Source organism: Paraburkholderia saeva, from assembly GCF_907164555.1.
Taxonomy (GTDB): Bacteria; Pseudomonadota; Gammaproteobacteria; order Burkholderiales; family Burkholderiaceae; genus Paraburkholderia; species Paraburkholderia saeva.
In genome coordinates this window covers 60,907-85,669 of record NZ_CAJQZC010000001.1, presented here as the reverse complement: position 1 = coordinate 85,669, position 24,763 = coordinate 60,907, and the positions used below count along the sequence as shown (strand labels likewise).

Below are 24,763 nucleotides of genomic sequence, written 5' to 3'. Positions count from 1 at the left end.
CGACGGGAAATCGTGCGGGCCACTCGGCATGCCGGTCGCCTCTTTAACGTCGTACAGCGTGGTGCAACATCTGCGAATGCAGCCCTGCCCTTGTCGCCGGTGATTCGAAACGGTCTGCCTGCAATGCCCGGCGCAAACGACACGCCGGGTGCTTAACGCTGCGCCGGCGCACCCTGAAAAAGCGGTTCCGGCAAGCCACGCGCGTCGGGCGTCGCGATGAAAACACCACCTGCCCGCGTGTCCGTGCTGAGCGCCGCCGCGTCGAGATCGACGCGCGCGCTCGTAATGTACAGCGTGCCCAGTTGCGCGCCGCCCAGCGCGACGCAACTGGGTTGCGCAGTCGGCACCGTGACACGCGCGGTTTCGACGCCGTCAGCGCCATAGCGCACCACGCGCGAGCCACCCCACTGCGCGTTCCACAGGCCGCCGTCGCGATCGACTGTCGAGCCATCCGGCTCGCCGGTCGCGTCCGTCAGCGTCACGAACAGGCGGTCACCGGAAATGCTGCCGTCCTCGCCGTATGCACATATGCGGATCGTGCGGGCCGGCGAATCGCAGTAGTACATCGTCGCGCCGTCCGGACTGAACGCAATACTGTTCGCAATTGCGGGCGATGGCAATGGCAAACGTTCTAGCGTCAGATCATGATTCAGGCGATAAAAGCCGCCCACGGTCGCAACCGGCGACGCCTCGTCTTTCGTTCCGAATACAAAACGGCCCTGACGGTCACAGCGGCCGTCGTTGACGCGCGTCTTCAAACCAGGCTCGACGTCGACGATATGCCGCGTCTCGCCGGTCGCGAGATCGAAAAACGCGAGGTGCGACGCGAGGCCGAGCAGCAGGTAATGCGGGTCGGCACAGAGCGCGAACGTCGCGAGTCGCTCGGGCATCGGCCAGAACGTGCTCTGACCATCGGCCGGATCGTAACGCCACAGGCGCGCGCCCTCGATGTCCGTCCAGTAGAAGCGCCCGGTACGCGCGCACCATGTCGCGCCTTCACCGAGGCGGCATTTTGCGTCGATGAGGAGCGCCGCCTGCTGTTGGCGCGCCGCCACGCTCATGCCCAGCCTCCGTCCACGATGACGTCCTGCGCGGTGATCATGCGGCTGTCATCCGAGGCGAGGAAGAGCGCCATGCGCGCGAGGTCCTCAGGCATCAGTTCGCTGTCGATGCACTGACCCTGCTTGATCGCTTCGCGACCCGCGTCGTCGAGCCACAGGCGCTTCTGCTTTTCGGTCATCACCCAGCCCGGCACCAGCGTATTGACGCGAATATTGAACGGGCCGAGATCGCGCGCGAGGCCGCGCGTGAGTCCCTGAACCGCCGCTTTCGACGTCACGTACACCGGATAGCCGCCGTTTTTCAGCATCCAGCTGATCGAGCCGAGATTGATGATCGAGCCGCCGCCGGCCGCTTTCATGTCGTCGACCACGGCCTGCGCCGCGAAAAACTGGTGACGGATGTTGACGGCGATGCCCGCGTCGAAAAACTCGGGCGTGACGTCGGCGATCTTGTGGCGCTTGTCGTTCGCTGCGTTGTTCACGAGCACGGTGATCGGGCCGAGCGCCGCGCGCACGTCGGCGATTGCCTTCTTCAGCGCGTCGAGGTCGGTGAGATCGCACGGCAAAAACAGCGGCTTGTGACGCGAATCGCCGAGTTCGTCGGCAAGCGCTTCGCCGGCGCTCGCGTCCAGATCGAAGAACGCCACACGTGCGCCCTGCGCCGCGAAGTGTTCGACGAACGATGCGCCGATGCCGGTTGCACCGCCGGTGATCAGCACCGTGCGGCCGGTAAGACTCGGATAGCGTGCAAACGCGCTATCCGCCTGACGTTCATTCGCATTGGCCGGAGACGACATCGTTCGATTCCTTCAATAACAAAGATTAATCACGCGAACCGCGGTTCTTCAACTGGTCGAGCAGCACGGCGGCCAGCAGGATCGCGCCGCGCACGAGGTACTGGTAGAACGCGTCGATGTTGAGCAGGTTCATCACGTTTTCGACGGTGCCCATGATCAGCACGCCGATCACCACGCCCGAGATCGTAGCGCGGCCGCCGAGCAGCGATACGCCGCCCAGCACGCACGCCGAAATCACGTTCAGCTCGAAGCCTTCAGCGGCGTTCGGCTGACCCGACGTGATACGCGACGCGAGAATCACACCGGCCAGCGCCGTCACCGCGCCCTGGATCAGGAAGATGTAGACGCGCGTGCGTTCGACGTTGATACCGGCAAGACGCGACGCTTCCGGGTTGCCACCGATCGCGAGCGTGTTGCGGCCGTAGACAGTCTGGTTCAGCAGCACGCCGAACACGATGAAGCAGATCAGCGTGACCCAGATCGGCAGCGAAACGCCGAAGAACGACAGGCCGCCCAGCGCGATGAACGTATCCGACGACACGCCCACGGCCTGACCATGCGACACGATGAAGCCGAGGCCGCGGACGATTTCCATCGTTGCGAGCGTCGTGATCAGCGCGTTGATGCGCAGATACGCGATGACCGCGCCGTTCACGAAGCCGATCACACCGCCCGCCACGACCGCCGCGACGATCGCGATGAACGTGTTACCGGTGGCGTTCAGCACCATTGCGCAAAGCACGCCGGCGAACGCGACGGTCGAGCCGACCGAAAGGTCGAAGTCACGCGACGCGAGACAGAACATCATCGTGCACGCGACCATGCCGATCTGCGAGATCGACAGCGCGAGACCGAGCATGTTGTCGATCGAAAAGAAGTGATCGACGGTAAGCGACATCGTCAGGAACATCACGACGAAGATCACGATCAGGCTGTACTCGGTGACGTGCTGCCACCATTTCTGCTTGTCGCTGGTTTGCGGAATCAACGCATCAGCGGCGCTCTTGGCGGCCTGTTGCGCGAGGTTTTCTCTGGCTTGCATTTGATAACTCCTCCCGTTCCCCACGGGTTGTCGGACGGGTAACTAGATAACCGCAATCAGCGATCTTTGTCCGGTGAAAATCACGCCGCCTGCGCGGCGGGTTCTGTCGAGCTTTGCGGCAGCGCAAGGCTCAGTACGGCCTGTTCATTGGCTTCGCCGCGCTTCAGTTCGCCGGAGATCCGGCCCTGACGCATCACGACGATGCGGTCGGACACGCCCAGCACTTCCGGCAGTTCCGACGAAATCATCACAATCGCGCAGCCGCGCTCGGCAAGCTGATAGATCACGTTATAGATCTCATGCTTCGCGCCGACGTCGATACCGCGCGTCGGTTCATCGAGAATCACCACTTTCAGATCCGGTTCGGCGAGCCAGCGCGAAAGAATCGCCTTCTGCTGGTTGCCGCCCGACAGAAAACGGATCTTCTGGCGACGGCTCGGCGTCTTGATCTTCAGGAGCTTGATGAAGCGGTCAGCGGTCTGTGCCTCTTTCTTGCGGTCGAGGAAGAGGCCCGCACGCAGATAGTGACGGCGACAGCTGATGTTGATGTTTTCCGACACGGTCGCCATCGCGACGATGCCTTCTTCCTTGCGGTCTTCCGGGCACAGCACGATGCCGTGTTTGATCGCTTCACCGGCGCTGCGTACCTTGATCGTCTTGCCGTCGAGCATGATTTCGCCGGCCTTCTTGTGATCCGCGCCATAGACGAGGTGCATCAGTTCGCTGCGGCCCGCGCCCACCAGCCCGAAGAAACCGACGATCTCGCCGCGGCGCACTTCGAACGTTGCCGGCTCTTTCAGCGCGTGGCCTTCGATCGCCTTCGCCGCAAAGCGCACTTCGCCGAGCGGACGCGGCTTGTAATTCCAGATGTCCGTGATTTCGCGACCCACCATCTCGCTCACGATCGTGTCGCGGCTTACGCCTTCGAGCGTCGGATGTGAGGCGACCTTGCGGCCGTCGCGGAAAATCGTGCAGGCGTCGCACAGCTGATAGATCTCGTCCATACGGTGCGAGATGTAGATCAGCGCGCGATTGTCGGCGCGCAGATCGCGCACGAGCTTGAACAGCACTTCGGTTTCGCGGTGCGACAGCGAGCTTGTCGGTTCATCCAGTGCAATGACGCGTGCGTTACGCATCAGCGCCTTGCAGATTTCGACCATCTGCCGTTGCGCGATCGACAGCTTGCGCAACTTCGCGTTCGGGTCGAGATCGACGCCCATCGCGGCGAGACGCTCGCGCACGAAGCGCTTCGCTTCGCGCTTGTTCACCCAGCCGAGCGAATTCGGCAACTGGCCGAGCAGCAGATTCTCTGCGACGGTCAGATCAGGCACGTATTGCAGTTCCTGGTGAATCACCGCGATCCCCGCGCTGATCGATGCGGCCGCGCTCGGAAAACGCACGTCGTTGCCGTCGATCAGGATCTGGCCGGAATCCGGTTGATACTCACCGCCGAGAATCTTGAGCAGGGTCGATTTCCCCGCGCCGTTCTCGCCCATCAGGCCGTGCACCTGGCCGACGTTCACGTCGAAGGACACACCGTCGAGCGCGCGCACGCCTGGAAACACCTTGCCGATATTGTCAAAACGCAGCGTCGCTGACACTTCGCTTCCCCTCACATTGCGGACGTCCTGCATGCGCACGTAATCTGGCGTCACGCTCACGCAAAAAGTCCTGTCATCCCTGATTTTTAAGGCGCCCTTCGACACATCGTGTCTGCCGGGCGCCGTCTGTTGCCCGGCGCGGCAACCGGATATGTCATGCCTTCCGCTGCCGCGCCGTTCTACTGCCTGTTACTGCCTGCTGCTTACTTCGATGCGAGACCCATCTTTTCGCGCACGTCACCGACGTTGTCACGCGTAGCCAGCATGCCGCTCGTCAGCGTGAGCTTCGGCGGCTCCTTGCCGTCCTTGATCCAGTCGTACATCAGCGTCGAGGTTTCTTCGCCGTGACGCTTCGGGCTGATGATCACGGTGCCGAAGAAGCCCGTCGGGTTCGGCTTCTTGAATTCGTTCAGTGCCGATTCCGAACCGCCGATGCCGATACCGATCATGTTGTCCGCCTTGAAGCCGCGGCCTTCTGCTGCGCGCACTGCGCCGAGCACGCCTTCGTCGTTCAGCGCGTAGGCAACCCAGTGCTTGAACTGCGGGTTCTTCGTGAGCGCAATGTTCGCTGCGTTGAAAGCGTTTTCCGTATCGGTCTTCGCTTGCGGCGCAGCAATCACGTTCGCCTTCGGGAAACCTGCAGCGACGAGTGCGTCGGTGGCGCCCGACGTACGGTCATGCGCGGTCGGCAGCTGTTCGTAGGTCACGTCGATCGCGCCCACTTCGGCCATGTTCCAGCCGCGCTTCTTGATTTCAGCAGCCAGACCGTCGCCGACCTGCTTGCCGATGTTGTAAGCCGAAATGCCCATGTGCGGCACCGATTCGATGGGCTTGCCTGCGCCGTCGACGAGGCGGTCATCGACCGTCATCATCTTCAGGCCGTCGGCTTTCGCCTTCGCCACGATGCCCGGTCCGAGCTTCACGTCCGGCGTGCAGATGATGAAACCCTGAGCCTTCTGTGCGGAGAGGTTGTCAATCGCGCTCATCACCTTTTCGCCCGACGGCGCGCCGATCTTCACGAGCGTGAAGCCTTTTTCCTTGGCAGCGATTTCCGCGAACTTCCACTCGTCCTGGAACCACGGCTCTTCGGGCTGCTTCACCAGAAAACCGATCTTCACCGGATCGGCGGCCTGAGCTGCCGTTGCGTTGAAGAGCACGCCCGCCGCTGCAGCTGCCAGCGTGAGGAAAATTCTACGTTTCATAATGCTGTCTCCTGACTAATGGTAACGAGAAGGTGATTGGCCGCGTCTTCTTTTATCGGTTATCGCAACACACGCGGCCAGTGCGTCGCCCGACTGAAAACCTTGTTCTTCGCCCGCCCTGCTCTGCCTTTGTTGCTCTGCTAGTCGTGGTAAAGCGCCGAGCGCCCGCCATCGACCGTGATACAGCTTGCGTTGATGAACGGCGCTTCGTCCGACGCGAGAAAAACCGCTGTCATCGCCACTTCTTCCGGGCGGCCGATGCGCTTCATCGGCTGCAGATCCAGCGTGGCCTGCTGCGCAGCGGCGGGATCGGGCTGGCCGTCCCACCAGTCGCGCGTCAATTGCGTCTCGACATAACCGGGCGCGATCGCATTGACACGCACATTGCGCGGCGCGTATTCGATGCCGAGCGCGCGCGTGAGACCCAGCACGCCGTGCTTCGCGACCGGATACGGAAAACATCCCGGAATGATCTTGAAAGCATGCGTCGACGCAATGTTCACGATACTGCCCGCACCACGTTCAACCATACCGGGCAATACCGCGCGACAGCCGTTCCACACGCCATCGAGGTCGACTGCGAAACAGCGGCGCCAGTCATCATCGGTCATCGTGAGCGGGTCGCAGAATACGTTGATACCCGCATTGTTGATGAGCACATCCAGCGGCCCGAAAGCCTTTTCCGCTTCACTTACCGCGTGCTGCACCGAGGCCGACTGCGTCACATCCGTCTGCACTGCGAGCACTTTCGCGCCGGCTTGCAGACCACATTGCGCCTCGATTTCACGGGCGGTGTGCTGCGCGGTTTCGAGATCGAGTTCGGCCAGCACCACCGCCGCGCCTTCGCGTGCGAAGGCATGCGCGATCGCCGCACCGATGCCGCGACCGGCGCCGGTGATCAATGCGACCTTGTCGGCGAGGCGGTTCATTTCTGTGCACCTGCCCGGGCGATGCGCAGGCCGTTGATGTAGGCCCTGGCGTGCGAACCCGTCACCGCCGCGCTCTGACCCGGCTTGTACAGCGCGGAGCCGAGGCCGAAGCCGTTTGCGCCTGCGCTCAGGAACGGACCCATGTTGTCCGGCGTGATGCCGCCGACGGGCACGAGCGGCACTTCTTTCGCGATGACCGCGCGCCATGCCTTCACGACGTTCGCGCCGAGCTGCTCTGCCGGGAACATCTTGAGGACGTCCGCGCCGTTCTTCAGCGCAAGGAATGCTTCGTTCGGCGTGGCGACGCCCGGCGAACACGCGAGGCCCAGCGCCTTCGCGGCGATCACGACTTCGGAATCGCTGTGCGGCATCACGATCAGTTCGCCGCCTGCGGCTTTCACGTCGTTGACGAAGCTCGGATGCAGCACCGTGCCTGCGCCGACGATCGCATCGGCCGGAAGCACCTGACGGATTGCGGCGATGCTGTCGAACGGATTCGGCGAATTGAGCGGCACTTCGACGATGCGAAACCCAGCTTCGTACAGCGCCCGGCCGTGATCGGCGGCGTCAACGGGCGTGATGCCGCGCATGATCGCGATCAACGGGCACGCCTCGAAAGCCGCGATCAGCCCTGCGTGCGGCATGTACGGTGCGGGCAGATTGATGTGAGGTTGCATGTCGATTCCTTGTGCGTTCGTGTGCGTCGGTCAGCTGGCCGTGCGGGAGGTCGCACTGGCGCTGACCTTCGTTTCTGCAGACGCGATGAAGCCTGCCTGCGTCGCGATGCGCCACAGTCCATGTTCCGTTGCGTGCTGCACGAGGGCGGCCTGGGTACAGCCGAATTGGGCGAGTGCGAGACGATAGCGTTCGCACAGCGCGTCGTTGCCGATCAGAAGCAGTGACTTGCCGGCGAGCGAGCTCTGTTGCTGCACGAACACCGCTTCGAGGCCTGCGAGTTCGTGGCCGATCAGAAGGCCCGACAGATAGTCGGGCTGTTCGTTCGCGGCGAGCTGTCCGGTGAGACCGAGCGTGCGCGTGCTGAAGATCGTCGCGAGTACGCCGGCCGTGCCGCTGTCGCGCGCGACGCTCACGCCGCGCAGAAACGCTTCCGTATCGGGCGCTGCGGGCGCCGTCATCGTGCGGCCGAGGATCGTGTGGTCGCGCAGCGCGCCGAACACTTCGCCCGTCATGAACGTATGAAAGCGTTCGATGCGGCCATTGCGCACGACGGCCCATTTCGCATGCGTGCCCGGCAGGCCGATCAGTTCGCCCGCGGCGTCCGCTGCCTTTCCGGCGAGCGCGCCAAAAATCTGTGTTTCCTCGCCGCGCATCACGTTCGGCAGATCGCCGCGTTGCAGGACGCCGGGGACGATATGAAGCGTGTTGCCGCGCGCGGTCTTCACACGCACGATGCCGGCGACGAGCGAATCCGCGTCGGCGGGTGCGTCGACGTACGGCGCCTCGACCCAACCCTGCGCGCTGCCGACCATGCCGGCTGCCACCACGGGCAGATCCGGGCGCGCGTCGAGCCATGTGCCGCAGGCCGCGTCGAAGGCCGCGTCGAAGCCGCCTTCGGCCGCCGGGCGCGGCAGGTTCATGATGCCGGCCGACGATGCGCGCGCGTCCAGCACGTTGCCCGCTGCGTCGAAGAGATACGCGCGCAGCGAGGTCGTACCCCAGTCGAGCGCGATCAGCGCGGCGTCGTTCATTGCGATGGCGTCGGTTGCAAGTGCGGCTCGAGCTTGAGATGCAGATGCGCCCGAGGTGCTCGGCTGACTCATCGTTTAATCCTGCGGGTGGTCGGTTGCGGCACACGCCAGCCCAGTTCTTCCGAGATCGCGCGCGCTTCGCGCTGCACGACCGGGATCAGTTCATCCATGCGTTCAAGCGACATATAGGGAATCGTGCTCGCCACCGAGAGCGCGGCGACGACAGCACCCGACGCATCGCGGACGGGCGCTGCGACGCAGCGGATCGAGGCTTCGTTTTCTTCGAGGTCGAACGTGTAGCCGCCCGTCGAATAGTTGGTCATGCGCTGCATGAAGGTGAGCGCGTCGGGACGGTTGTCCGGCTTGAAGCTGACACCGGCGAGCGCACGGCGCGACGCTTCGAAGAGCGAGCGCCACGCATCCGGCGGCAGGTCGAGCATCATGGCCTTGCCGATGCCTGTCGACGCGAGCGGCATGCGGTGACCGACGCGCGAGCGCATTTCGAGGCCGCGGGTGCCGGGGATCTTGTCGATGTAGAGGACATCGTCGCCGTCGCGCACGCCGAGGTGGATCGTATCGAGCGTCTGTTCGGCGAGTGCTTCCAGATGCGGGCGGGCGACGGCCGTGAGCGGCATCTGTTCGAGCGCGATGGTGCCGAGTTCGATCAGCTTCGGGCCGAGCAGGTAGCCGCCCTGAACCTGGCGCAGATAGCGCGCCTGGACGAGGCTGCTGACGAGGCGGTGCGTGGTGCTGCGGGTCGTGCCGAGCGCGGCGCCGAACGTGCGCAGATCGCGCACGCCGGCGGCGGCGGCTTCGAGAATGGCGAGGCCGCGCAGGAGCGTTTGCGTGCCGGCCTGTTGCGGCGTGACGTCGAGGAGTGTGCTTGGCACCGCAATGGAGTCCGCCTGGGCTGCGGCCGGTACGGTGGCTGCGCCGTTGGAGCGGGATGCCTGAGCTGTCGGGGGCGTTTGCGGTTTGGACGCGTCGGCATCGCGCGTCGCTTCTCGCCGGTCAATCACGGACATAGGTTGCTCGTCTCCGGTGTTGTCTTTGCGCCTGCCCTTTTTTGCTGCAATGCAGCGTGGTCGGCGCTTTTTGCCGCTCTCGCGGCGCGTTGATCCGGATTGTAGGGCGGTTTTTCTTCTATCTCCAATATGTGAGTGTTGTGGTCATATAATGGGATTTTTGCCTGCGGCGCTGGTTTTGGTTTTTTGCGTCTTCTTGTGGGCGCGTTGGTTTATTGTGTTTTGCCCCTTTGGCGGGGCGGCATTTCGGTCTTTTCGTGCCGAAGCTGGGTCTTTGCTTTGGCCTTTCCTTGTATTCATGTCGGTCTATTGGCGTTGCCCCTGTGCGGGGCGGCATTTGGGTCTTTTCGTGCCGGAGGCGTTTGTTTGCTTTTGGCCTTTCCTTGTATTCGCGCCGGTCTATTAGTGTTGCCCCTGTGCGGGGCGGCACTTACTTTTCTTTGTCTTCCAAAGAAAAGTAAGCAAAAGAAAGGCGCTTCGAGAACTCACCTTTTCCAGGTGTGTCATCTCTGGGGAATGGCAACCCGTGAGGTGTCGCCCTCGTGCGTGAAGCCATATGGGTCCGCGCACGATCTGATCCCCCACACAGCATCGCCCGTGACACAGGGCTCATCCATCCCCACTCCGCACTCCGTGCGTCGCGGCGCGGTCGTTCGGCGCGGCATGTGCTGGGCCGCGGATCATTGCGATCGCAGCGACGGTCGGGTACAAAGCAAGGGCGTTGTGGGTGAGTGAGAGCTGCCGACAGGGTTATGCCGATCGGCGACGCGCGCAGCGCGGAGTCGGGTGGATGACGGCTTTGTCACGGGGGCGGAATGCGCGCGGGCTGGGATCGCGCGGGGACCGATACGGTCTGAAGTGTGGGGGCGACACTTCATGGGTGGCCATTCCCCGAACGGGGCACACCGGGAAGAGACACGTTTTCGAAGCGCCTTTCTTTTGCTTACTTTTCTTTGGAAGACGCCCCGAAGGAAGTCCCCTTGGGGGACAAAGAAAAGTAAGTGCCGCCCCGCACAGGGGCAACGCCAATAGACCGACACGAATACAAGGAAAGGCCAAAGCAAAGACCCAGCCTCGGCACGAATACAACCAAACACCAAACCAAAAACCCAGAAACAAAAGGCGCCGCAAGAAGCCCTCAATCAGGTAGTTCAGCCGCCCCCATCCGACGCGCAATCACCCGCGACCGCTGGGCGAGATACCCCGACCCGCGATGTTCATCGAAATACTTCGGCCGCGGCAGCATCACGGCAAGCCGCGCCGACTGCCCACCGGAAAGCTTCATTGCAGAAGTCTTGTAGTAGTACCGCGCCGCCGCCTCGGCGCCATACACACCGTTGCCCCACTCGACGGAGTTCAGATAGATCTCGAAGATCCGCTCCTTGTCCATCAGCGTCTCGAGCATCCACGTGATAATCAGCTCCTGCCCCTTGCGGATATAACTCTTCTCCCGCGAAAGGAACAGGTTGCGCGCCAGCTGCTGGGTGATCGTCGAACCACCCGCGACGATCTTCCCGCGCGCCTTGTTCTTCTCCCACGCCTGCAGGATCGCGTCCGTCTCGTAGCCGTTGTTATTGACGAAGTTCGCGTCCTCGGAAGCAATGATCGCCCGCTTCAGATTCCGCGAAATCTGGTCGTAAGGCACCCACGTATGCTGGATCGAAAGATCCGGCCGGTCCTGCGAAAGCCGCCATGCGTCCGAACGCATGAACGCCGTCGACTGCGGATCGACGACGTTCCAGACCGCGATCTGCGCAAAGTAGTAGACCTGCGTCGCAAGCCACGCGCACACGAACACCGCCAGCACGTAGAAGAGCCAGCGGGCCACGCCCGGCCGGCTCGCGCGCCTCGCTCCTGTCATCGTCGAAAGTCCCCCGTTCGATTGAACCGAAACGCGCAATGGCGAAATCAGGCAGCCGGCGCCTTCATCATGGCGCGCAATTCAGCCAGCACCGGCGCGCCGTCCGGCCGCACACCGCGCCAGATGTAGAACGATTCGGCAGCCTGCTCGACCAGCATGCCAAGCCCGTCCGCCGCACGCGCGCCCAGCGCCTCCGCATGACGCATGAAGACGGTCGGCTGCGCGCTGTACATCATGTCGTAGGCAAGCGTGCCCGCGCCGAACGCGGCGTCGTCGCACTCGGGAAGCGCGGCGTCAAGGCTGCCCGCCGTCGCGTTCACGATCACGTCGTACGCGCGTGGCTCGATCGCGCGCGCGCTGCCGCCCGTCAATTCGCAACTGGCTTCGCGTGCCGCCGCAGCGAACTGCGCGACGAGTTCTTCAGCCTTCGTCGGCGTGCGATTGACGATCGTCAGCGTCTGCGGCAGGCGGTCGAGCATCGGCAGCACGACGCCCCGTGCCGCTCCGCCTGCACCCAGCAGCAGGATGCGCGCGCCCTTCAGCGAGACACCCAGATTCACCTCGATGTCGCGCACGAGGCCAACGCCGTCAGTGTTGTCGCCGTGGATGCCGTCTTCGCGAAAACTCAGTGTGTTGACAGCACCCGCCGCAGCGGCGCGCGGCGACAGATGGTCGGCGAGCGCGTGAGCTTCGAGCTTGAACGGCACGGTCACGTTCATGCCCCGCCCGCCCGCTTCGATGAACGCGCGCACGTGCGGCACGAATCCATCGACCGGCGCGAGCAGATGCGTGTACTCGACGGGCTCGCCCGTCTGCGCGGCGAATCGCGCGTGGATGTACGGCGACTTGCTGTGTGCAACCGGATTGCCGACCACTGCATATCGATCGCGCGGAGCGCCCGCATGGGTATTTACGTTCACGTCGGCGCTCATCGTCCGGGCTCCGTCATCTGCTGTTCCGGCGACGCATCCGCATCGCCCGCTGTTTCGTCTTCGTTCCCGACGCCTTCGTCCGCATCCGCGCTGTCGGCTTCGGCCCGCGCCTCGGCTTCGCTTTCCGCGGAATCGTCGGCGGCGTCGATCAACTCTTCTTCGCCTTCTTCCGCCTCGTCGGCTTCGGCGGTGTCGGTGCCGCTCGTCACCTGCGGCGCATCGAGCACGTGCAGCAGACGCACCGACGCTTCGACCGTCAGTTCATCCAGCGACATCACTTCCATCAGAAGGCGCGTACCGCGCGCGTGCACACCCAGCCCCGGCACATGCAGCAGCAGCGGAATTTCTTCGAGACGCACCAGGTCGCCCTTCACCACCGAAGCCACCACCTGCTTCTTTTCTTCCTGACGCAGCCAGCGCAGGCACCAGAAGTACTCCATCCGGCGCTGGTGATCGGCGTACGCGGTGTACGTGTCGTCGAAACCCTGCACGACGGCGAACAGATCGGCATCCTTGGGCTTGAACGGCGCCGCGAGCTTCGCGGTCACGCCGTGCTGCACGCACGCAAGCAGTTGCCACTGGTTCACGAGGTCGACGTAACGGCGCAGCGGCGAAGTGCTCCACGCATATTGCGCGACGCCGAGCCCTTCGTGCGGCGCGGCGGACGTCTGCATGCGGGTGCGCTTCGGGCCGGTCGGCGCACCGAACGCACGCTGCGAGCGGTAGATACCCGGCACACCGTGATCGTGCAGGAACGCACCCCACGACGAGTTTGCGAGAATCGCCAGTTCGGCGACGATCGTGTCCAGCGGCGAACCGCGACGGCGCGGCGTGATCGTGATGTGCTCGCCTTCCACGTAGAAGTTGAAGTCGGTATTGCGCTGCACTTCGCGCTTCAATCCATAGCCGGCACGCGCCTGCTGGCGCTTTTCGAAGAGCGCCTGCGCGAACGGCCAGAGCACCGCGATGTCCGCCTTGTGCGGATACTCGCCCGTGCCCGCGGCAAGCGATTCTTCAGTGACGAGTTCATCGAGCGTGTTGTGCCGCAGGTTGTGCTTCACGAAGACGCGCTCGGCGCGCGTCTCGCTCGCGACAATTTCCTGCGTCTCGCGATTCACGATCACGTACAGCGACAGCGCCGGGCGCAATCCGCCTTCTGCCAGCGTGAACGCCTCGACGACGTCGTCGGGCAGCATCGTGATCTTGTCGCCCGGCATATATACAGTGGACAGGCGCCCGCGCGCGATCGCATCGACCGCATCACCGCGCTCGATGCCGAGCGCCGGCGCGGCGATATGCACGCCAATGCGCACGCGGCCATCGGCCAGATGCTCGACCGAAAATGCGTCGTCGATTTCGGTGGTCGTGATGTCGTCGATCGAGAACGCCTCGACTTCGGCTTCCGGCAGATCGTCGGGCACCGCACCGACGGTGACGGGCGGAAAACCGGTGCCATGCGGGAAGAACTCCGAGAGAAAGCGCGCCTCATGCAGCGCGCGCGCCGACGGAATCCCGCCGCAATCGAGCATCAGGCGCGCCATCGAGATACCGCGCGCCGCCGCCGCGGCTTCGAGCGCCTTGTATTCGATCGTGTTCTTGTCGGGTTTCGTCAAAAGGCCGAGCGCCTTGTTCGCGAGCGATTCCGGCAGACACCCCGCCTTCAGTTCGTCTTCGAGGCCGGCCTGCACCAGCGCCTGCTGGCGTTTGCGTTCGAGACCGGCAAGCGCCATCTGCAGCTGTTCCTGCGGCGCGCGCTGATACTGCCCGCGACCCTTGCGGCGGAAGTACACGGGCGCGCCATGCATGCGCAGCACGAGCGCCGCGCGCTCGATCGCGCCGAACGTCTCGCCGTAGTACTCCTTCGCGAGCGTGGCGAAGGCGAATTCTTCTTCCGGCGCGCACTCCCACAGGAAATCGAGATCGATTTCCTGTGCGGCGGCGTCGGCCTGCTGCATCAGTTCGCCGGCGGCCGGCTTCTCGAATTCGATCAGGACGTCCTTCGCGCGCACCTTCGCGCGCCGGCCGCCTGGCAATTCGACCTGAAACGCATCGCCCTGACGTGACAGCACGCTGCCCGCCTTGAAACTGCCCGATTCCTCAAAGAAAACGTTCACTCAGTACTCTCGTTCAGACTTCAACCGGTCGACACGCATCGCACGTGCGGCCGGCTTCATGTTCGTGGTAGTGGTCCGCAGCGCGCGCTTCGCCTCGCGAAACGCGTGCGCGGATCAGGAAATCATGCCGTCTTGCGCGGCGCCGACGGCTGTGCGTCGCAAAACGCGAGCACATCGTCGACATAGCGGGGAAACTCGCTGATCGCGTGGTCGCTGCCTTCTATCAGTGTGGTCCGCGCGCCGGGATAGTGCGCAAGCATTTCGCGGTAATCGAGCACTTCGTCGCCGGTCGCGGCAATCAGATAATAGCGTTCGGGCTGCGTGATCGACGTAACACTGAGCGCGCGCAATTCATCCAGATGATGCGGCTCGACGACGATACTGCCGCCGCCATGCCACAATGGCTGCTCCCCGAGATACTGGCTCAGGTCGCGCTGCGGCACGACCGCGGGGTTCAGCAGCACGGCCGGCCAGCCATGCTTTTCGGCGAGATACGTCGCGAAAAAGCCGCCGAGTGAACTACCGACCACGGTCACATCCTGCGCGCCCTGCACGAGCGACTCCACCAGCGCTACCGTTTCGAGCGGCGAAACCGGCAGCATCGGGCAACACCATTCGTCGCTGCGCCCGAGTTCGGCGAGACGCGCCGCCATCACGCGCGCCTTGAACGAATCCGGCGACGAACGGAAGCCGTGCAGATAGAGAATCACGCTGCGCCTCGCTGGCCACCGGCCGCGGCTTGCACGGGCGAGCGCGCCGACAGCGCGTCGAGCAGCTTCTGGTGCACGCCGCCAAAACCGCCGTTGCTCATCACGAGCACCTGGTCGCCTGGCTGGGCAACTGCCGCGACCGCCTTGACCAGCGCATCGATGTTGTTGAAGGCCTGCGCCTTGTCGCCGAGCGGCGCGAGCGCATCGGCGAGATCCCAGCCGAGCGCGTCACGGCCAGACGGCGCGCCGTAGCCGAAAACCAGATCGGCGTCCGCGAGGCTCGCCGGCAGTTGCGCCTTCATCACGCCGAGCTTCATCGTGTTCGAGCGCGGCTCGAGCACCGCGAGAATCCGCGTGCGTTCGCGGCCGACGCGCGTGCGCAGGCCCGCCACCGTCGTTTCGATCGCGGTCGGATGATGCGCGAAGTCGTCGTAAACAGTGACGCCATCGACGCTCCCACGCACTTCCATGCGCCGCTTCACGTTGCGGAACGTCGCAAGCGAACGCGCGGCCTGCGCGGGTGGCACGCCAATATGGCGCGCGGCGGCAATCGCGGCGATCGCGTTCATGCGGTTGTGGTCGCCCTGCACCATCCAGTCGACGACGCCAACGCGCGCGCCGCTGTGATACACCGCGAAGCGTTCGTCGACGGGCACGCCTTCTTCGGCGGGCAACGCCTGCCAGCCGCCCTCGACGCCGAAGCGCTCCACTTCGCTCCAGCAGCCGCGCGTGAGCACGCGTTCAAGCGCATCTTCACGACCGTTCGTGATAATCCGGCCGATGCCCGGCACCGTGCGCACGAGGTGATGGAACTGCGTTTCAATCGCGGCGAGATCCGGGAAGATGTCCGCGTGATCGAACTCGAGGTTGTTCAGGATCGCGGTTTTCGGCCGGTAGTGAACGAACTTCGAGCGTTTGTCGAAGAAAGCGGTGTCGTACTCGTCGGCTTCGATCACGAAGAAGCTCGAATCGGTCAGCCGCGCCGACACGCCGAAGTTCAGCGGCACGCCCCCGATCAGAAAGCCCGGATTCATGCCGGCGTCTTCAAGAAGCCACGTGAGCATCGAAGAGGTCGTCGTCTTGCCGTGCGTGCCCGCCACGGCCAGCACCCATTTGCCGTTCAGCACATGTTCGCCAAGCCACTGCGGGCCGGACGTGTAGGGCAGGCCGCGATCGAGGATCGCTTCCATCAGCGGATTGCCGCGCGAGACGACGTTGCCGATCACGAACAGGTCCGGCTGCAGATCGACCTGCTCCGCGCCGTATCCTTCAATGAGATCGATGCCCAGCGCTTCGAGCTGCGTGCTCATCGGCGGATAGACGCCGGCGTCGCAGCCGGTCACCTTGTGGCCCGCGCCGCGCGCGAGCGCGGCGAGACCGCCCATGAACGTGCCGCAGATGCCGAGGATGTGGATGTGCATAAGCCTGTCGTGCCGCGCGGGCGTACTTTTTGCGTGGGAAAGGAGTGCGCAGGACGGTCTTTCGGAATCGTCTGCAAGGGACGCTATTGTAACCGACGCCCCTCGTGCAGCCGCGCGGCGGTGTCGTTCCAGGCAGCCGGAAAGGCCGTCATATATTCTCTAGTATGATTGTGAGATGGTTCGCAAATCACATTTCGATCCGCAGCGCGTGCGCGAGGAAATCGCCATGGCGGCTGCGAGAATGATCGCCGAAGACGGGCTGGATTATTCGACGGCCAAACGCAAGGCTGCGCGGCAGGTCGTCGGGGAGACGCGTGTCGCTGGCGAATGGCTGCCGGATAACGACCAGATAGAAGAAGAAATCCGCGAGTACCAGTCGCTTTTCCAGGGCGACAGCCAGCCCGCGGTTCTGCGGCGGCTGCGCGAAGTCGCGCTCGACTGGATGGATCGCCTCGCCCCGTTCAATCCCTATCTGACGGGCGCCGTGCTCGGCGGAACGGCGGGCGAGCATTCGGACGTGCATCTGCAGGCGTTCTGCGACAACCCGAAGGAAGTCGCCATCTATCTGCTCAACGCCAACATCCAGTATGACGTCTCCGAGACGCGCCACTTCGCCGGCCGCGGCTACGTCGAGACGCTCAGCTTCCTGTGGCGTCCGGCGAAAGAGCGGCGCGAGGCGGAGCCGGTCGGCATCCACGTCGCCCTTTACGATTCCGACGATCTGCGCGGCGCCGTGCGCGCCGACGCACGCGGCCGCACGGCGCGCGCGAACCGGCAGACGGTAGAGACGCTGCTCGCTGAAAGCATTGCGGCGGCATCCGCGGCGGCGCCTTCCATTTCTCCAACCACTACCTGAACAGACCCACCACGATGAAGCGGATTCTGGCAGCACTCGCAGTAGCAGTTGTGGCAGCAGGCGGCGGGGCCGCTGCCGGCTACTGGTTCCTGAATGGCAACGCGACGGAGACAGCGCAATCGGCGCAATCGGGACAATCCGGTCAGCCTGGCGCCGGCGCGGCGAGCAGGCCGCAGGACGCCGTCAACGCACTCTGGGCGCAAAACGTGACGAGCGCCGACGGCAAGCCGCAATCGCTGGAGATGTTCAAGGGCCATCCGGTCGTCGTGAACTTCTGGGCGTCGTGGTGCGGACCGTGTGTAGAAGAAATGCCTGCCCTCGCTCAACTCCATCGCGATTACGCAAAAAAGGGCATCCAGTTCATCGGCCTTGGCGTGGATTCCGAAAAGAACGTGCAGACTTTCCTGCAGAAAGTGAAGGTCGACTATCCGGTTTTCGTCACCGGCTTCGGCGGAGCGGACCTCGCGCGGGCATTCGGCAACAACGCGGGCGGCCTTCCCTATACGGTCGTTATTGACGCCAAAGGCACCGTTCTTTCGACAAAACTCGGCGAAATCCAGCCAGCCGAACTGAAACGCACGCTCGACGCCCTTTAAGCCCATATTCGCGAAATACGCAAAATCTTCTCTGAACGCGCCTTTTTACGCGTAAATTAGGCGAAATTGCGATCAAATCGGGCGTGCCGGCGCTGGCCACCCCGGCCGCGCGCGGCGCGAACCCCCTGCGAAACTAGACAAGTTTCTCTAATCAGCGCTAAAGTTCGCGCAATTCCACGGAAATAGAAGCGACCATGACGCGACTGCTGGTTCTGCACGGCCCCAACCTCAACCTTCTCGGCACCCGGGAACCGGAGGTCTATGGGCGTGTGACATTGCCGCAGATCGATCAGGCGCTGGCTGACCATGCCGCCCGCGCGGACGTCGAACTCGCTACCTTTCAGAGCAATCACGAAGGCGCGATCGTCGACCGGATCCAGGCGGCAAGAACCGAACAGACTGATTTCATCCTGATCAATCCCGCCGCGTACACGCATACCAGCGTGGCCATTCGGGACGCACTGGCGGGGGTCGGCATCCCGTTCGTCGAGATTCATCTGTCGAACGTGCATCGTCGAGAACCGTTCCGGCATCACTCGTATTTCTCCGACCAGGCCGAAGGCGTCATCTGCGGCCTTGGCTGGAAGGGATATCTGTACGCACTCGAATTCGCACTCGACCGGCTGTCCACGGGACAGGCCAGCGCAGCGCGCGGCTGACCAAACACAACCAATTCTGCGCCGGACGTCATCGAACGCCGGCCCTTCACGCATAAAAGGGGATGCCCAATGGATCTACGTAAACTCAAGACTCTGATCGACCTCGTTTCCGAGTCTGGTATTTCGGAACTGGAAGTGACAGAGGGCGAAGGCAAGGTTCGCATCGTCAAGAATGCGCCGCCGGTTTACGTGCAGCCGTCCGCCTCGTACGCGCCGCAGTACGCTGGCCCGGCGCCGATGCAGGGCGCAGCACCTGAAGCCGCCGCGGGCACACCGGCCACGCCGGCTCCGGCAGCGCCGCAAGGCCACGTGGTGACGTCGCCGATGGTCGGCACGTTCTACCGCGCGCCGTCGCCGGGTGCCGATCCGTTCGTCCAGGTGGGCGACACGGTCAAGGAAGGTCAGACGATCTGCATTATCGAAGCGATGAAGTTGCTGAACGAAATTGAATCCGACCAGTCGGGCGTGATCAAGGAAATCCTCGTCGAGAACGGTCAGGCAGTCGAATACGGCCAGCCGCTCTTCGTGGTCGGCTAAACCGGCGCTTTTTCCGTATCAGCCGTCGGCGCACGCCTCTATCGCGTGCGCAACCGATCCTCTGAGGCAGCCGCTGAGTCGTGGTCAATCCATGCTGCGGCGCCCATTGATGAGTCGAAAATCCGCTATGTTTGAAAAAATCCTCATTGCCAATCGCGGCGAAATCGCGCTCCGTATCCAGCGCGCGTGCCGCGAACTCGGCGTCAAGACGGTCGTCGTCTATTCGGAAGCCGACAAGGAAGCCAAATACGTCAAGCTCGCCGACGAAGCCGTCTGTATCGGGCCGGCGCCTTCGAACCTGAGCTACCTGAACATGCCCGCGCTCATCAGCGCGGCAGAAGTCACCGACGCCGAAGCGATTCACCCCGGCTACGGTTTCCTCTCTGAAAACGCGGATTTCGCGGAGCGCGTCGAACAGTCGGGCTTCGTGTTCATCGGACCGCGTCCGGAAACGATCCGGATGATGGGCGACAAGGTCACCGCGAAGCAGACCATGATCAAGACCGGCGTGCCCTGCGTGCCGGGTTCTGAAGGCGCGTTGCCCGAAGATCCGAAGGAGATCGTGAAAATTGCCCGCCAGGTGGGCTATCCGGTCATCATCAAGGCAGCAGGCGGCGGCGGCGGTCGCGGCATGCGTGTTGTCCACACGGAAGCCGCGCTCGTGAACGCGGTCAACATGACGCGCGAAGAAGCCGGCCGCGCGTTTGGCAATCCGCAGGTCTACATGGAAAAATTCCTGGAGAACCCGCGGCACATCGAAATCCAGATCCTGTCGGACTCGTTCAAGAACGCGATCTGGCTGGGAGAGCGCGACTGCTCGATGCAACGTCGCCACCAGAAGGTGATCGAGGAAGCGCCGGCGCCGGGCATCGCGCGCCGCCTGATCGAGCGCATCGGCGACCGTTGCGCGGACGCCTGCAAGAAGATGGGTTACCTCGGCGCAGGTACGTTCGAATTCCTGTACGAAAACGGCGAGTTCTACTTCATCGAAATGAATACGCGCGTGCAGGTCGAGCATCCGGTGACGGAACTGATTACCGGCATCGATATCGTGCAGGAACAGATCCGCATTGCGGCCGGCGAGAAGCTGGCGGTGCGTCAGCGCGACATCCAGTTCCGCGGCCACGCGATCGAATGCCGGATCAACGCGGAAGACCCGTTCAAGTTCACCCCGTCGCCGGGGCGCCTCACCTCCTGGCACATGCCGGGCGGCCCGGGCATCCGCGTCGATTCGCATGCGTACAACGGCTATTTCGTGCCGCCGAACTATGATTCGATGATCGGCAAACTGATCGCTTACGGTGCAACGCGCGAGCAGGCGATCAAGCGCATGCGCATCGCGCTGTCGGAAATGGTCGTCGAAGGCATCCAGACCAATATCCCGCTGCATCGCGAGCTGATGCTCGACGCGAAGTTCGTCGAGGGCGGCACGAGCATTCATTACCTCGAAAACCGGCTGGCTGCGAAGCTGCAGGCCGCACCGGAAGAAGCGTAAGCAATGAGTTACCGGGAACTGATCGTCGAGCTGGAACGCGAGCACGCGGAGGATCTCTCCGATGCGCTGCTCGACCTGGGCGCGTTGTCCGTGTCGGTCGAAGACGCGGATGCCGACACGCCCGACGAGCAGCCGCTTTTCGGCGAGCCCGGTCTCACGCCTGAACGCACCGCGTGGGAGCGCTCGCGCGTGATCGCGCTGCTCGCGGCCGAACACGACCCGGCGGTGCTGCTCGCCGCCGCGACCAACCAGCTCGGCCTGGAAAAGACACCGTCGTTCACCGTGCGCGACGTCGAGGATCAGGACTGGGTGCGGCTCACGCAATCGCAGTTCGACCCGATTTCGATCGGCGAGCGCATCTGGGTCGTGCCGTCGTGGCACGACGCGCCGGACCCGGACGCACTCGTGCTCGAACTCGATCCGGGCCTTGCATTCGGCACCGGCAGCCATCCGACGACGCGTCTTTGCATGGAATGGCTCGAACAGAACGTTAAGCAGAATCAATCCGTGCTCGATTACGGCTGCGGCTCGGGCATTCTCGCGATCCTTGCAAAGAAGTGCGGCGCGAACCCGGTGTTCGGCATCGACATCGATCCGCAGGCAGTCGAATCGGCCCACCAGAACAGCGAGCGCAACCGCGCGGAAGTCACGTATGGGCTGCCCGACGCGTGCCCGACCGGCGAGTTCGATATCGTCGTCGCGAATATCCTGTCGAACCCGCTGAAGCTGATGGCCTCGATGCTCGCGTCGAAGGTAAAACCGGGTGGCCGCATTGCACTGTCGGGCATTCTCGCGCGGCAGGCGGACGACGTAGCGCGTGTCTACGAGCGCTGGATCGACATCTCCGTCTGGCGTGAACACGAGGGCTGGGTCTGCCTCACGGGAACCCGACGCGAAAGCCATTAGAATAGGCCGTATCGTCCACTCCAACGCCCTCAGGGTCCCCGGCACAATATGCTCCTGGCGACGCGCTGTCCCTTCTGCGAAACAGTTTTTCGACTCCAGCCGACGCACCTTTCGCTGCGGCGTGGTCTAGTGCGCTGCGGACATTGTCACGAAGTTTTTGACGCTTCCAGCAGCCTCTACGAAACCACCGACGGCGATCTTTCCACTGCCACGCCGGTCAGTCCGGATGTCGTAGCGGCACTGATTGCCGGTACGGAGCCGAAGCGGTGGACAGTTTCCGCTCCGGAACCCGTTCACGAGCCCGAAACGCAGCACGACACCGCAGAAGAAGGCCCGCTTGCTGGATCGCGCGTGGAGCCGACGTTTGGCGCGATCGAGCCGGAAGTCGAAGCGCCTTCATCGCACGCACCGCTTGAGACTCCGGAGCAGGTGCCCTCCGTATCGACCTCCGCTGCCGCTGACGAAGTCGACAAAGCGGATGAGCCAGACGCGTTTTCGCACACTGAAACGCGCGCGGAGACGGCGATGCATTCGTCGTCTGCCGAACCGCGCGCACCGCTCGAAACACCTGCCGCCGCCGACCCGGACACGCCCTTCGACACGCCCGCGCCGGTCGAGCCTCACACGTCCGCGCGCACGTTCGAAGACACCCATCAGCACGCCGCCGGCGCGCCGGACTTCCGTAGCGATGCGTGGAATCCGTGGGCACCTGCGCCAGATGCGCTGATCGACGAACGTCTGCGTCACAGCACGAAAAATCTGCCGTATCGCCCGCTTTCAGAATCCGCGATGGCGAAGCTGAAGGTCGCCATCGAGCGCGAAGCGGCCGAACGCGCGGCGCGCGAAGGCACGGCGGCAGCCCCCGCACACGACTTTCCGACGATGCACGGGCCGGTGCACGAGCCCGTGCATGCGCCGATCAACGGCCACCATGCAGTGGATGACGACAGCGACGCAACGCGCTGGCGTCCGATCGAACCGGACACCGACGAACCCGCGTTCGCGAACGCGCCGGCCGGCGCTGCAATCTATCCAGAGACGCACGACAGCGAGCCGCGCTTCACTTCGGCCGCGGCCGCACCGTTCGCCACCTCGCTCGACCACGACGAAGACGAAGCGCCGTTTGCCGTCGTGCGCGAGACGCGCGAGGCCGAGCCGCGCCGCACCGGCTGGATCATTCTCGGCTCGCTGGTCGCACTGGTCCTGTTTGTCGGGCTCATCGCGCAACTGGCGTGGTGGCAACGTGAAACGGTGATGGTCTACTGGCCGGGTACCCAGCCGCTCTACGCGCAGGCCTGCGTGCAGTTCGGCTGCACGGTCGCGCCGCCGCGCGATATCGACGGCCTGCAGGTCGAGCCGTCCGATCTGCGTCAGGTAGACGGCCCGCACAAGCTCGAACTGAAAATGCCGTTGCGAAACCGTTTCGGCGTCGCGCTGGCGTATCCGGCGATCGAACTCACGCTGCTCGATGCGCAGAACAATATCGCGATCCGTCGCGTGCTGTGGCCGCAGGATTACGTCACGCCGGGCACGTCCGTCGCCGCCGGCCTGCCGGGTCACTCGACGCAAACGATGATCGTGCGCCTCGATACCGGCGACGCCGTCGCATCGAATTTCCGTGTGCAGATTTTTTACCCGTGACATTTCGGGCGTCCACACGATAGGAGCAGGATTCACGCATCTCTCGCGCGCCCGGCGAACCGGGCGTATTTAACGTCAACGATGACGCATTTCCGGAGCACAACATGAGTCAAGTCACGCTGGGTGGCAACCCGATCGAAGTAAGCGGCACGTTCCCGTCGGCAGGCCAGAAAGCGCCCGCCTTCTCGCTCGTCGGCAAGGATCTGAAACCCGTCACGCTCGCCGATTTCGCCGGCAAGCGCAAAGTCCTCAACATCGTGCCGAGCCTCGACACGCCGACCTGCGCCACGTCGACGCGCAAGTTCAACGAAGCCGCTGGCAAGCTCGCAAACACGACGGTCATCGTCGTTTCGGGCGACCTGCCGTTCGCGGCAACGCGCTTCTGCACGACTGAAGGCATCGAAAACGTGGTCACGGCCTCGACGTTCCGCGGCCATGATTTCGCAAAGGCGTACGGCGTCGACGTGACGAGCGGCCCGCTGACGGGCCTCACGGCACGCGCAGTCGTCGTGATCGACGAAAACGACAACGTCGTGCACGCGGAACTCGTCGGCGAGATCAAGAACGAGCCGAACTACGACGCCGCGCTCGGCGCGCTGAAGTAAAACCCTGCCGCAAAGGTGTCCGCGCCGCGCATCTGCGCGGCGCTTTCACGTCCAGACCTGCGTCCCGCTTCCGGCTCGGACACCGCGCGGCAATCACACACATTATTTACAGGAACGTTCGCCTTGGCCACGCTCATTTGCGGTTCGCTCGCCTACGACAACATCATGACCTTCGAGGGTCGCTTCCGGGAGCACATCCTGCCTGAGCAGGTTCATATCCTGAACGTGAGCTTCCTCGTGCCGACGATGCGCCGCGAGTTCGGCGGTTGCGCCGGCAACATCGCCTATTCGCTGAACCTGCTCGGCGGCGACGCGCGCATCATGGCAACGATGGGCGCCGTCGACGCCCAGCTCTACATGGACCGTTTCGCGAGCCTCGGCCTGTCGACGGAACACGTACGCGTGCTGCCCGACACGTATTCCGCGCAGGCGATGATCACGACCGACCTCGAAAACAACCAGATCACGGCGTTCCACCCGGGCGCGATGATGCAGTCGCACGTGAACCATGCGGGCGAAGCGAAGGGCATCACGCTCGGTATCGTCGCGCCGGACGGCTTCGACGGCATGATCCAGCACTCGGAAGAACTCGCTGCGGCCGGCGTGCCGTTCATCTTCGATCCGGGCCAGGGGCTGCCGCTTTTCGACGGCGCGTCGCTGCGCCGCATGATTGAACTTGCCACTTACGTGGCAGTCAATGATTACGAAGCCGCGCTCGTCAGCGACAAGACGGGCTGGTCGATCGAAGAAATCGCGAGCCGTGTCGATGCGCTGATCATCACGCGCGGCGAACAGGGTGCGCAGATCCATCACGCCGGCAAGATCGAAGAAATCCCGGCCGTCACCGCGAAGCAGGTGCTGGATCCGACGGGCTGCGGCGACGCGTTCCGCGGCGGCCTGCTCTACGGCATCGAAAACAACCTCGGCTGGGCCACGACGGGCCGTCTCGCGAGCCTGATGGGCGCGCTCAAGATCGAACATCAGGGGCCGCAGAACTACGCGCCTTCGCGAGCAGAGATCAACGAACGATTCAAGCAGGCGTTTGGATACGACCTGCCGTAAAT

General features: G+C 63.7%; 23 protein-coding genes and 1 pseudogene. 10 read left to right on the top strand and 14 right to left on the bottom strand.

Annotated features, from left to right (window positions below; all coding sequences use genetic code 11):
- Window positions 1-152: 152 nt before the first annotated feature.
- The 14 genes from LPA36_RS00390 to mpl all read right to left on the bottom strand — a co-directional run bounded on the left by LPA36_RS00390 (window position 153) and on the right by mpl (window position 16,404).
- Window positions 153-1,061 (bottom strand): SMP-30/gluconolactonase/LRE family protein, encoded by a 909-nt coding sequence (locus LPA36_RS00390; RefSeq protein ID WP_228874153.1) that lies wholly within the window; start codon window positions 1,059-1,061, stop codon window positions 153-155.
- Window positions 1,058-1,858 carry an SDR family NAD(P)-dependent oxidoreductase gene (locus LPA36_RS00385; protein ID WP_228874152.1) on the bottom strand — a complete coding sequence of 267 codons (801 nt, stop codon included), beginning with the start codon at window positions 1,856-1,858 and terminating at the stop codon, window positions 1,058-1,060. Before LPA36_RS00385 ends, LPA36_RS00390 begins: the two co-directional genes overlap by 4 nt.
- A gap of 25 nt (window positions 1,859-1,883) precedes the next feature.
- Window positions 1,884-2,900, bottom strand: a complete 1,017-nt coding sequence (araH, locus tag LPA36_RS00380; RefSeq protein WP_228874151.1) for an L-arabinose ABC transporter permease AraH — start codon at window positions 2,898-2,900, stop codon at window positions 1,884-1,886.
- 80 nt (window positions 2,901-2,980) lie between these two features.
- On the bottom strand, window positions 2,981-4,501 hold the full coding sequence (gene araG, locus LPA36_RS00375; protein ID WP_228874859.1) for an L-arabinose ABC transporter ATP-binding protein AraG: 1,521 nt from the start codon (window positions 4,499-4,501) through the stop codon (window positions 2,981-2,983).
- Window positions 4,502-4,704: 203 nt separating this feature from the next.
- On the bottom strand, window positions 4,705-5,703 hold the full coding sequence (locus LPA36_RS00370) for an arabinose ABC transporter substrate-binding protein (protein ID WP_228874150.1): 999 nt from the start codon (window positions 5,701-5,703) through the stop codon (window positions 4,705-4,707).
- A gap of 140 nt (window positions 5,704-5,843) precedes the next feature.
- Window positions 5,844-6,632 (bottom strand): SDR family oxidoreductase, encoded by a 789-nt coding sequence (locus LPA36_RS00365; RefSeq protein WP_228874149.1) that lies wholly within the window; start codon window positions 6,630-6,632, stop codon window positions 5,844-5,846.
- Complete coding sequence (locus tag LPA36_RS00360; RefSeq protein ID WP_228874148.1) at window positions 6,629-7,309, bottom strand: 2-dehydro-3-deoxy-6-phosphogalactonate aldolase; 681 nt, start codon at window positions 7,307-7,309, stop codon at window positions 6,629-6,631. Before LPA36_RS00360 ends, LPA36_RS00365 begins: the two co-directional genes overlap by 4 nt.
- A gap of 30 nt (window positions 7,310-7,339) precedes the next feature.
- Window positions 7,340-8,413 carry a 2-dehydro-3-deoxygalactonokinase gene (locus LPA36_RS00355; RefSeq protein WP_228874147.1) on the bottom strand — a complete coding sequence of 358 codons (1,074 nt, stop codon included), beginning with the start codon at window positions 8,411-8,413 and terminating at the stop codon, window positions 7,340-7,342.
- Window positions 8,410-9,366, bottom strand: a complete 957-nt coding sequence (locus LPA36_RS00350) for an IclR family transcriptional regulator (RefSeq protein ID WP_228874146.1) — start codon at window positions 9,364-9,366, stop codon at window positions 8,410-8,412. Before LPA36_RS00350 ends, LPA36_RS00355 begins: the two co-directional genes overlap by 4 nt.
- A 1,138-nt stretch (window positions 9,367-10,504) precedes the next feature.
- Window positions 10,505-11,227, bottom strand: coding sequence for a monofunctional biosynthetic peptidoglycan transglycosylase (gene mtgA, locus LPA36_RS00345; RefSeq protein ID WP_228874145.1), 723 nt, complete (start codon window positions 11,225-11,227; stop codon window positions 10,505-10,507).
- 47 nt (window positions 11,228-11,274) lie between these two features.
- Entirely contained in the window at window positions 11,275-12,159 is an 885-nt protein-coding gene (gene aroE / locus LPA36_RS00340; protein WP_228874144.1) for a shikimate dehydrogenase, read from the bottom strand.
- Window positions 12,156-14,273, bottom strand: coding sequence for a ribonuclease catalytic domain-containing protein (locus LPA36_RS00335; protein ID WP_228874143.1), 2,118 nt, complete (start codon window positions 14,271-14,273; stop codon window positions 12,156-12,158). Before LPA36_RS00335 ends, aroE begins: the two co-directional genes overlap by 4 nt.
- A 122-nt stretch (window positions 14,274-14,395) precedes the next feature.
- Window positions 14,396-14,983: a YqiA/YcfP family alpha/beta fold hydrolase gene (locus LPA36_RS00330; protein ID WP_228874142.1), complete on the bottom strand. Its 588-nt coding sequence runs from the start codon at window positions 14,981-14,983 to the stop codon at window positions 14,396-14,398.
- A complete protein-coding gene (gene mpl, locus LPA36_RS00325) occupies window positions 14,980-16,404 on the bottom strand; it encodes a UDP-N-acetylmuramate:L-alanyl-gamma-D-glutamyl-meso-diaminopimelate ligase (protein WP_228874141.1) in 1,425 nt (474 codons plus the stop codon). The genes LPA36_RS00330 and mpl overlap by 4 nt, the downstream gene beginning before the upstream one ends.
- Before the next feature lie 175 nt (window positions 16,405-16,579).
- On the opposite strand from mpl, the gene LPA36_RS00320 reads away from it, so the two are divergent.
- The 10 genes and pseudogenes from LPA36_RS00320 to LPA36_RS00280 all read left to right on the top strand — a co-directional run bounded on the left by LPA36_RS00320 (window position 16,580) and on the right by LPA36_RS00280 (window position 24,761).
- Window positions 16,580-17,260, top strand: a complete 681-nt coding sequence (locus LPA36_RS00320; RefSeq protein ID WP_228874140.1) for a UDP-N-acetylmuramate--alanine ligase — start codon at window positions 16,580-16,582, stop codon at window positions 17,258-17,260.
- 14 nt (window positions 17,261-17,274) lie between these two features.
- Window positions 17,275-17,856, top strand: a complete 582-nt coding sequence (locus LPA36_RS00315) for a TlpA family protein disulfide reductase (protein ID WP_228874139.1) — start codon at window positions 17,275-17,277, stop codon at window positions 17,854-17,856.
- 194 nt (window positions 17,857-18,050) lie between these two features.
- The gene (gene aroQ / locus LPA36_RS00310; RefSeq protein WP_228874138.1) at window positions 18,051-18,515 is read left to right on the top strand and encodes a type II 3-dehydroquinate dehydratase; all 465 of its coding nucleotides are present in this window, start codon (window positions 18,051-18,053) and stop codon (window positions 18,513-18,515) included.
- Between the two features lie 69 nt (window positions 18,516-18,584).
- Window positions 18,585-19,052 (top strand): acetyl-CoA carboxylase biotin carboxyl carrier protein, encoded by a 468-nt coding sequence (gene accB / locus LPA36_RS00305; protein WP_228874137.1) that lies wholly within the window; start codon window positions 18,585-18,587, stop codon window positions 19,050-19,052.
- A gap of 127 nt (window positions 19,053-19,179) precedes the next feature.
- Entirely contained in the window at window positions 19,180-20,547 is a 1,368-nt protein-coding gene (accC, locus tag LPA36_RS00300; protein WP_228874136.1) for an acetyl-CoA carboxylase biotin carboxylase subunit, read from the top strand.
- A gap of 3 nt (window positions 20,548-20,550) precedes the next feature.
- Complete coding sequence (gene prmA / locus LPA36_RS00295) at window positions 20,551-21,453, top strand: 50S ribosomal protein L11 methyltransferase (protein ID WP_228874135.1); 903 nt, start codon at window positions 20,551-20,553, stop codon at window positions 21,451-21,453.
- 48 nt (window positions 21,454-21,501) lie between these two features.
- Window positions 21,502-21,567: pseudogene (locus LPA36_RS29560) on the top strand (hypothetical protein); the annotation flags it as partial.
- Window positions 21,568-21,582: 15 nt separating this feature from the next.
- Window positions 21,583-23,094 carry a DUF3426 domain-containing protein gene (locus LPA36_RS00290; RefSeq protein WP_407674207.1) on the top strand — a complete coding sequence of 504 codons (1,512 nt, stop codon included), beginning with the start codon at window positions 21,583-21,585 and terminating at the stop codon, window positions 23,092-23,094.
- A gap of 104 nt (window positions 23,095-23,198) precedes the next feature.
- Window positions 23,199-23,699: a thiol peroxidase gene (gene tpx, locus LPA36_RS00285; protein WP_228874133.1), complete on the top strand. Its 501-nt coding sequence runs from the start codon at window positions 23,199-23,201 to the stop codon at window positions 23,697-23,699.
- Between the two features lie 123 nt (window positions 23,700-23,822).
- On the top strand, window positions 23,823-24,761 hold the full coding sequence (locus tag LPA36_RS00280; protein WP_228874132.1) for a carbohydrate kinase family protein: 939 nt from the start codon (window positions 23,823-23,825) through the stop codon (window positions 24,759-24,761).
- The last annotated feature ends 2 nt before the right edge of the window (window positions 24,762-24,763 follow it).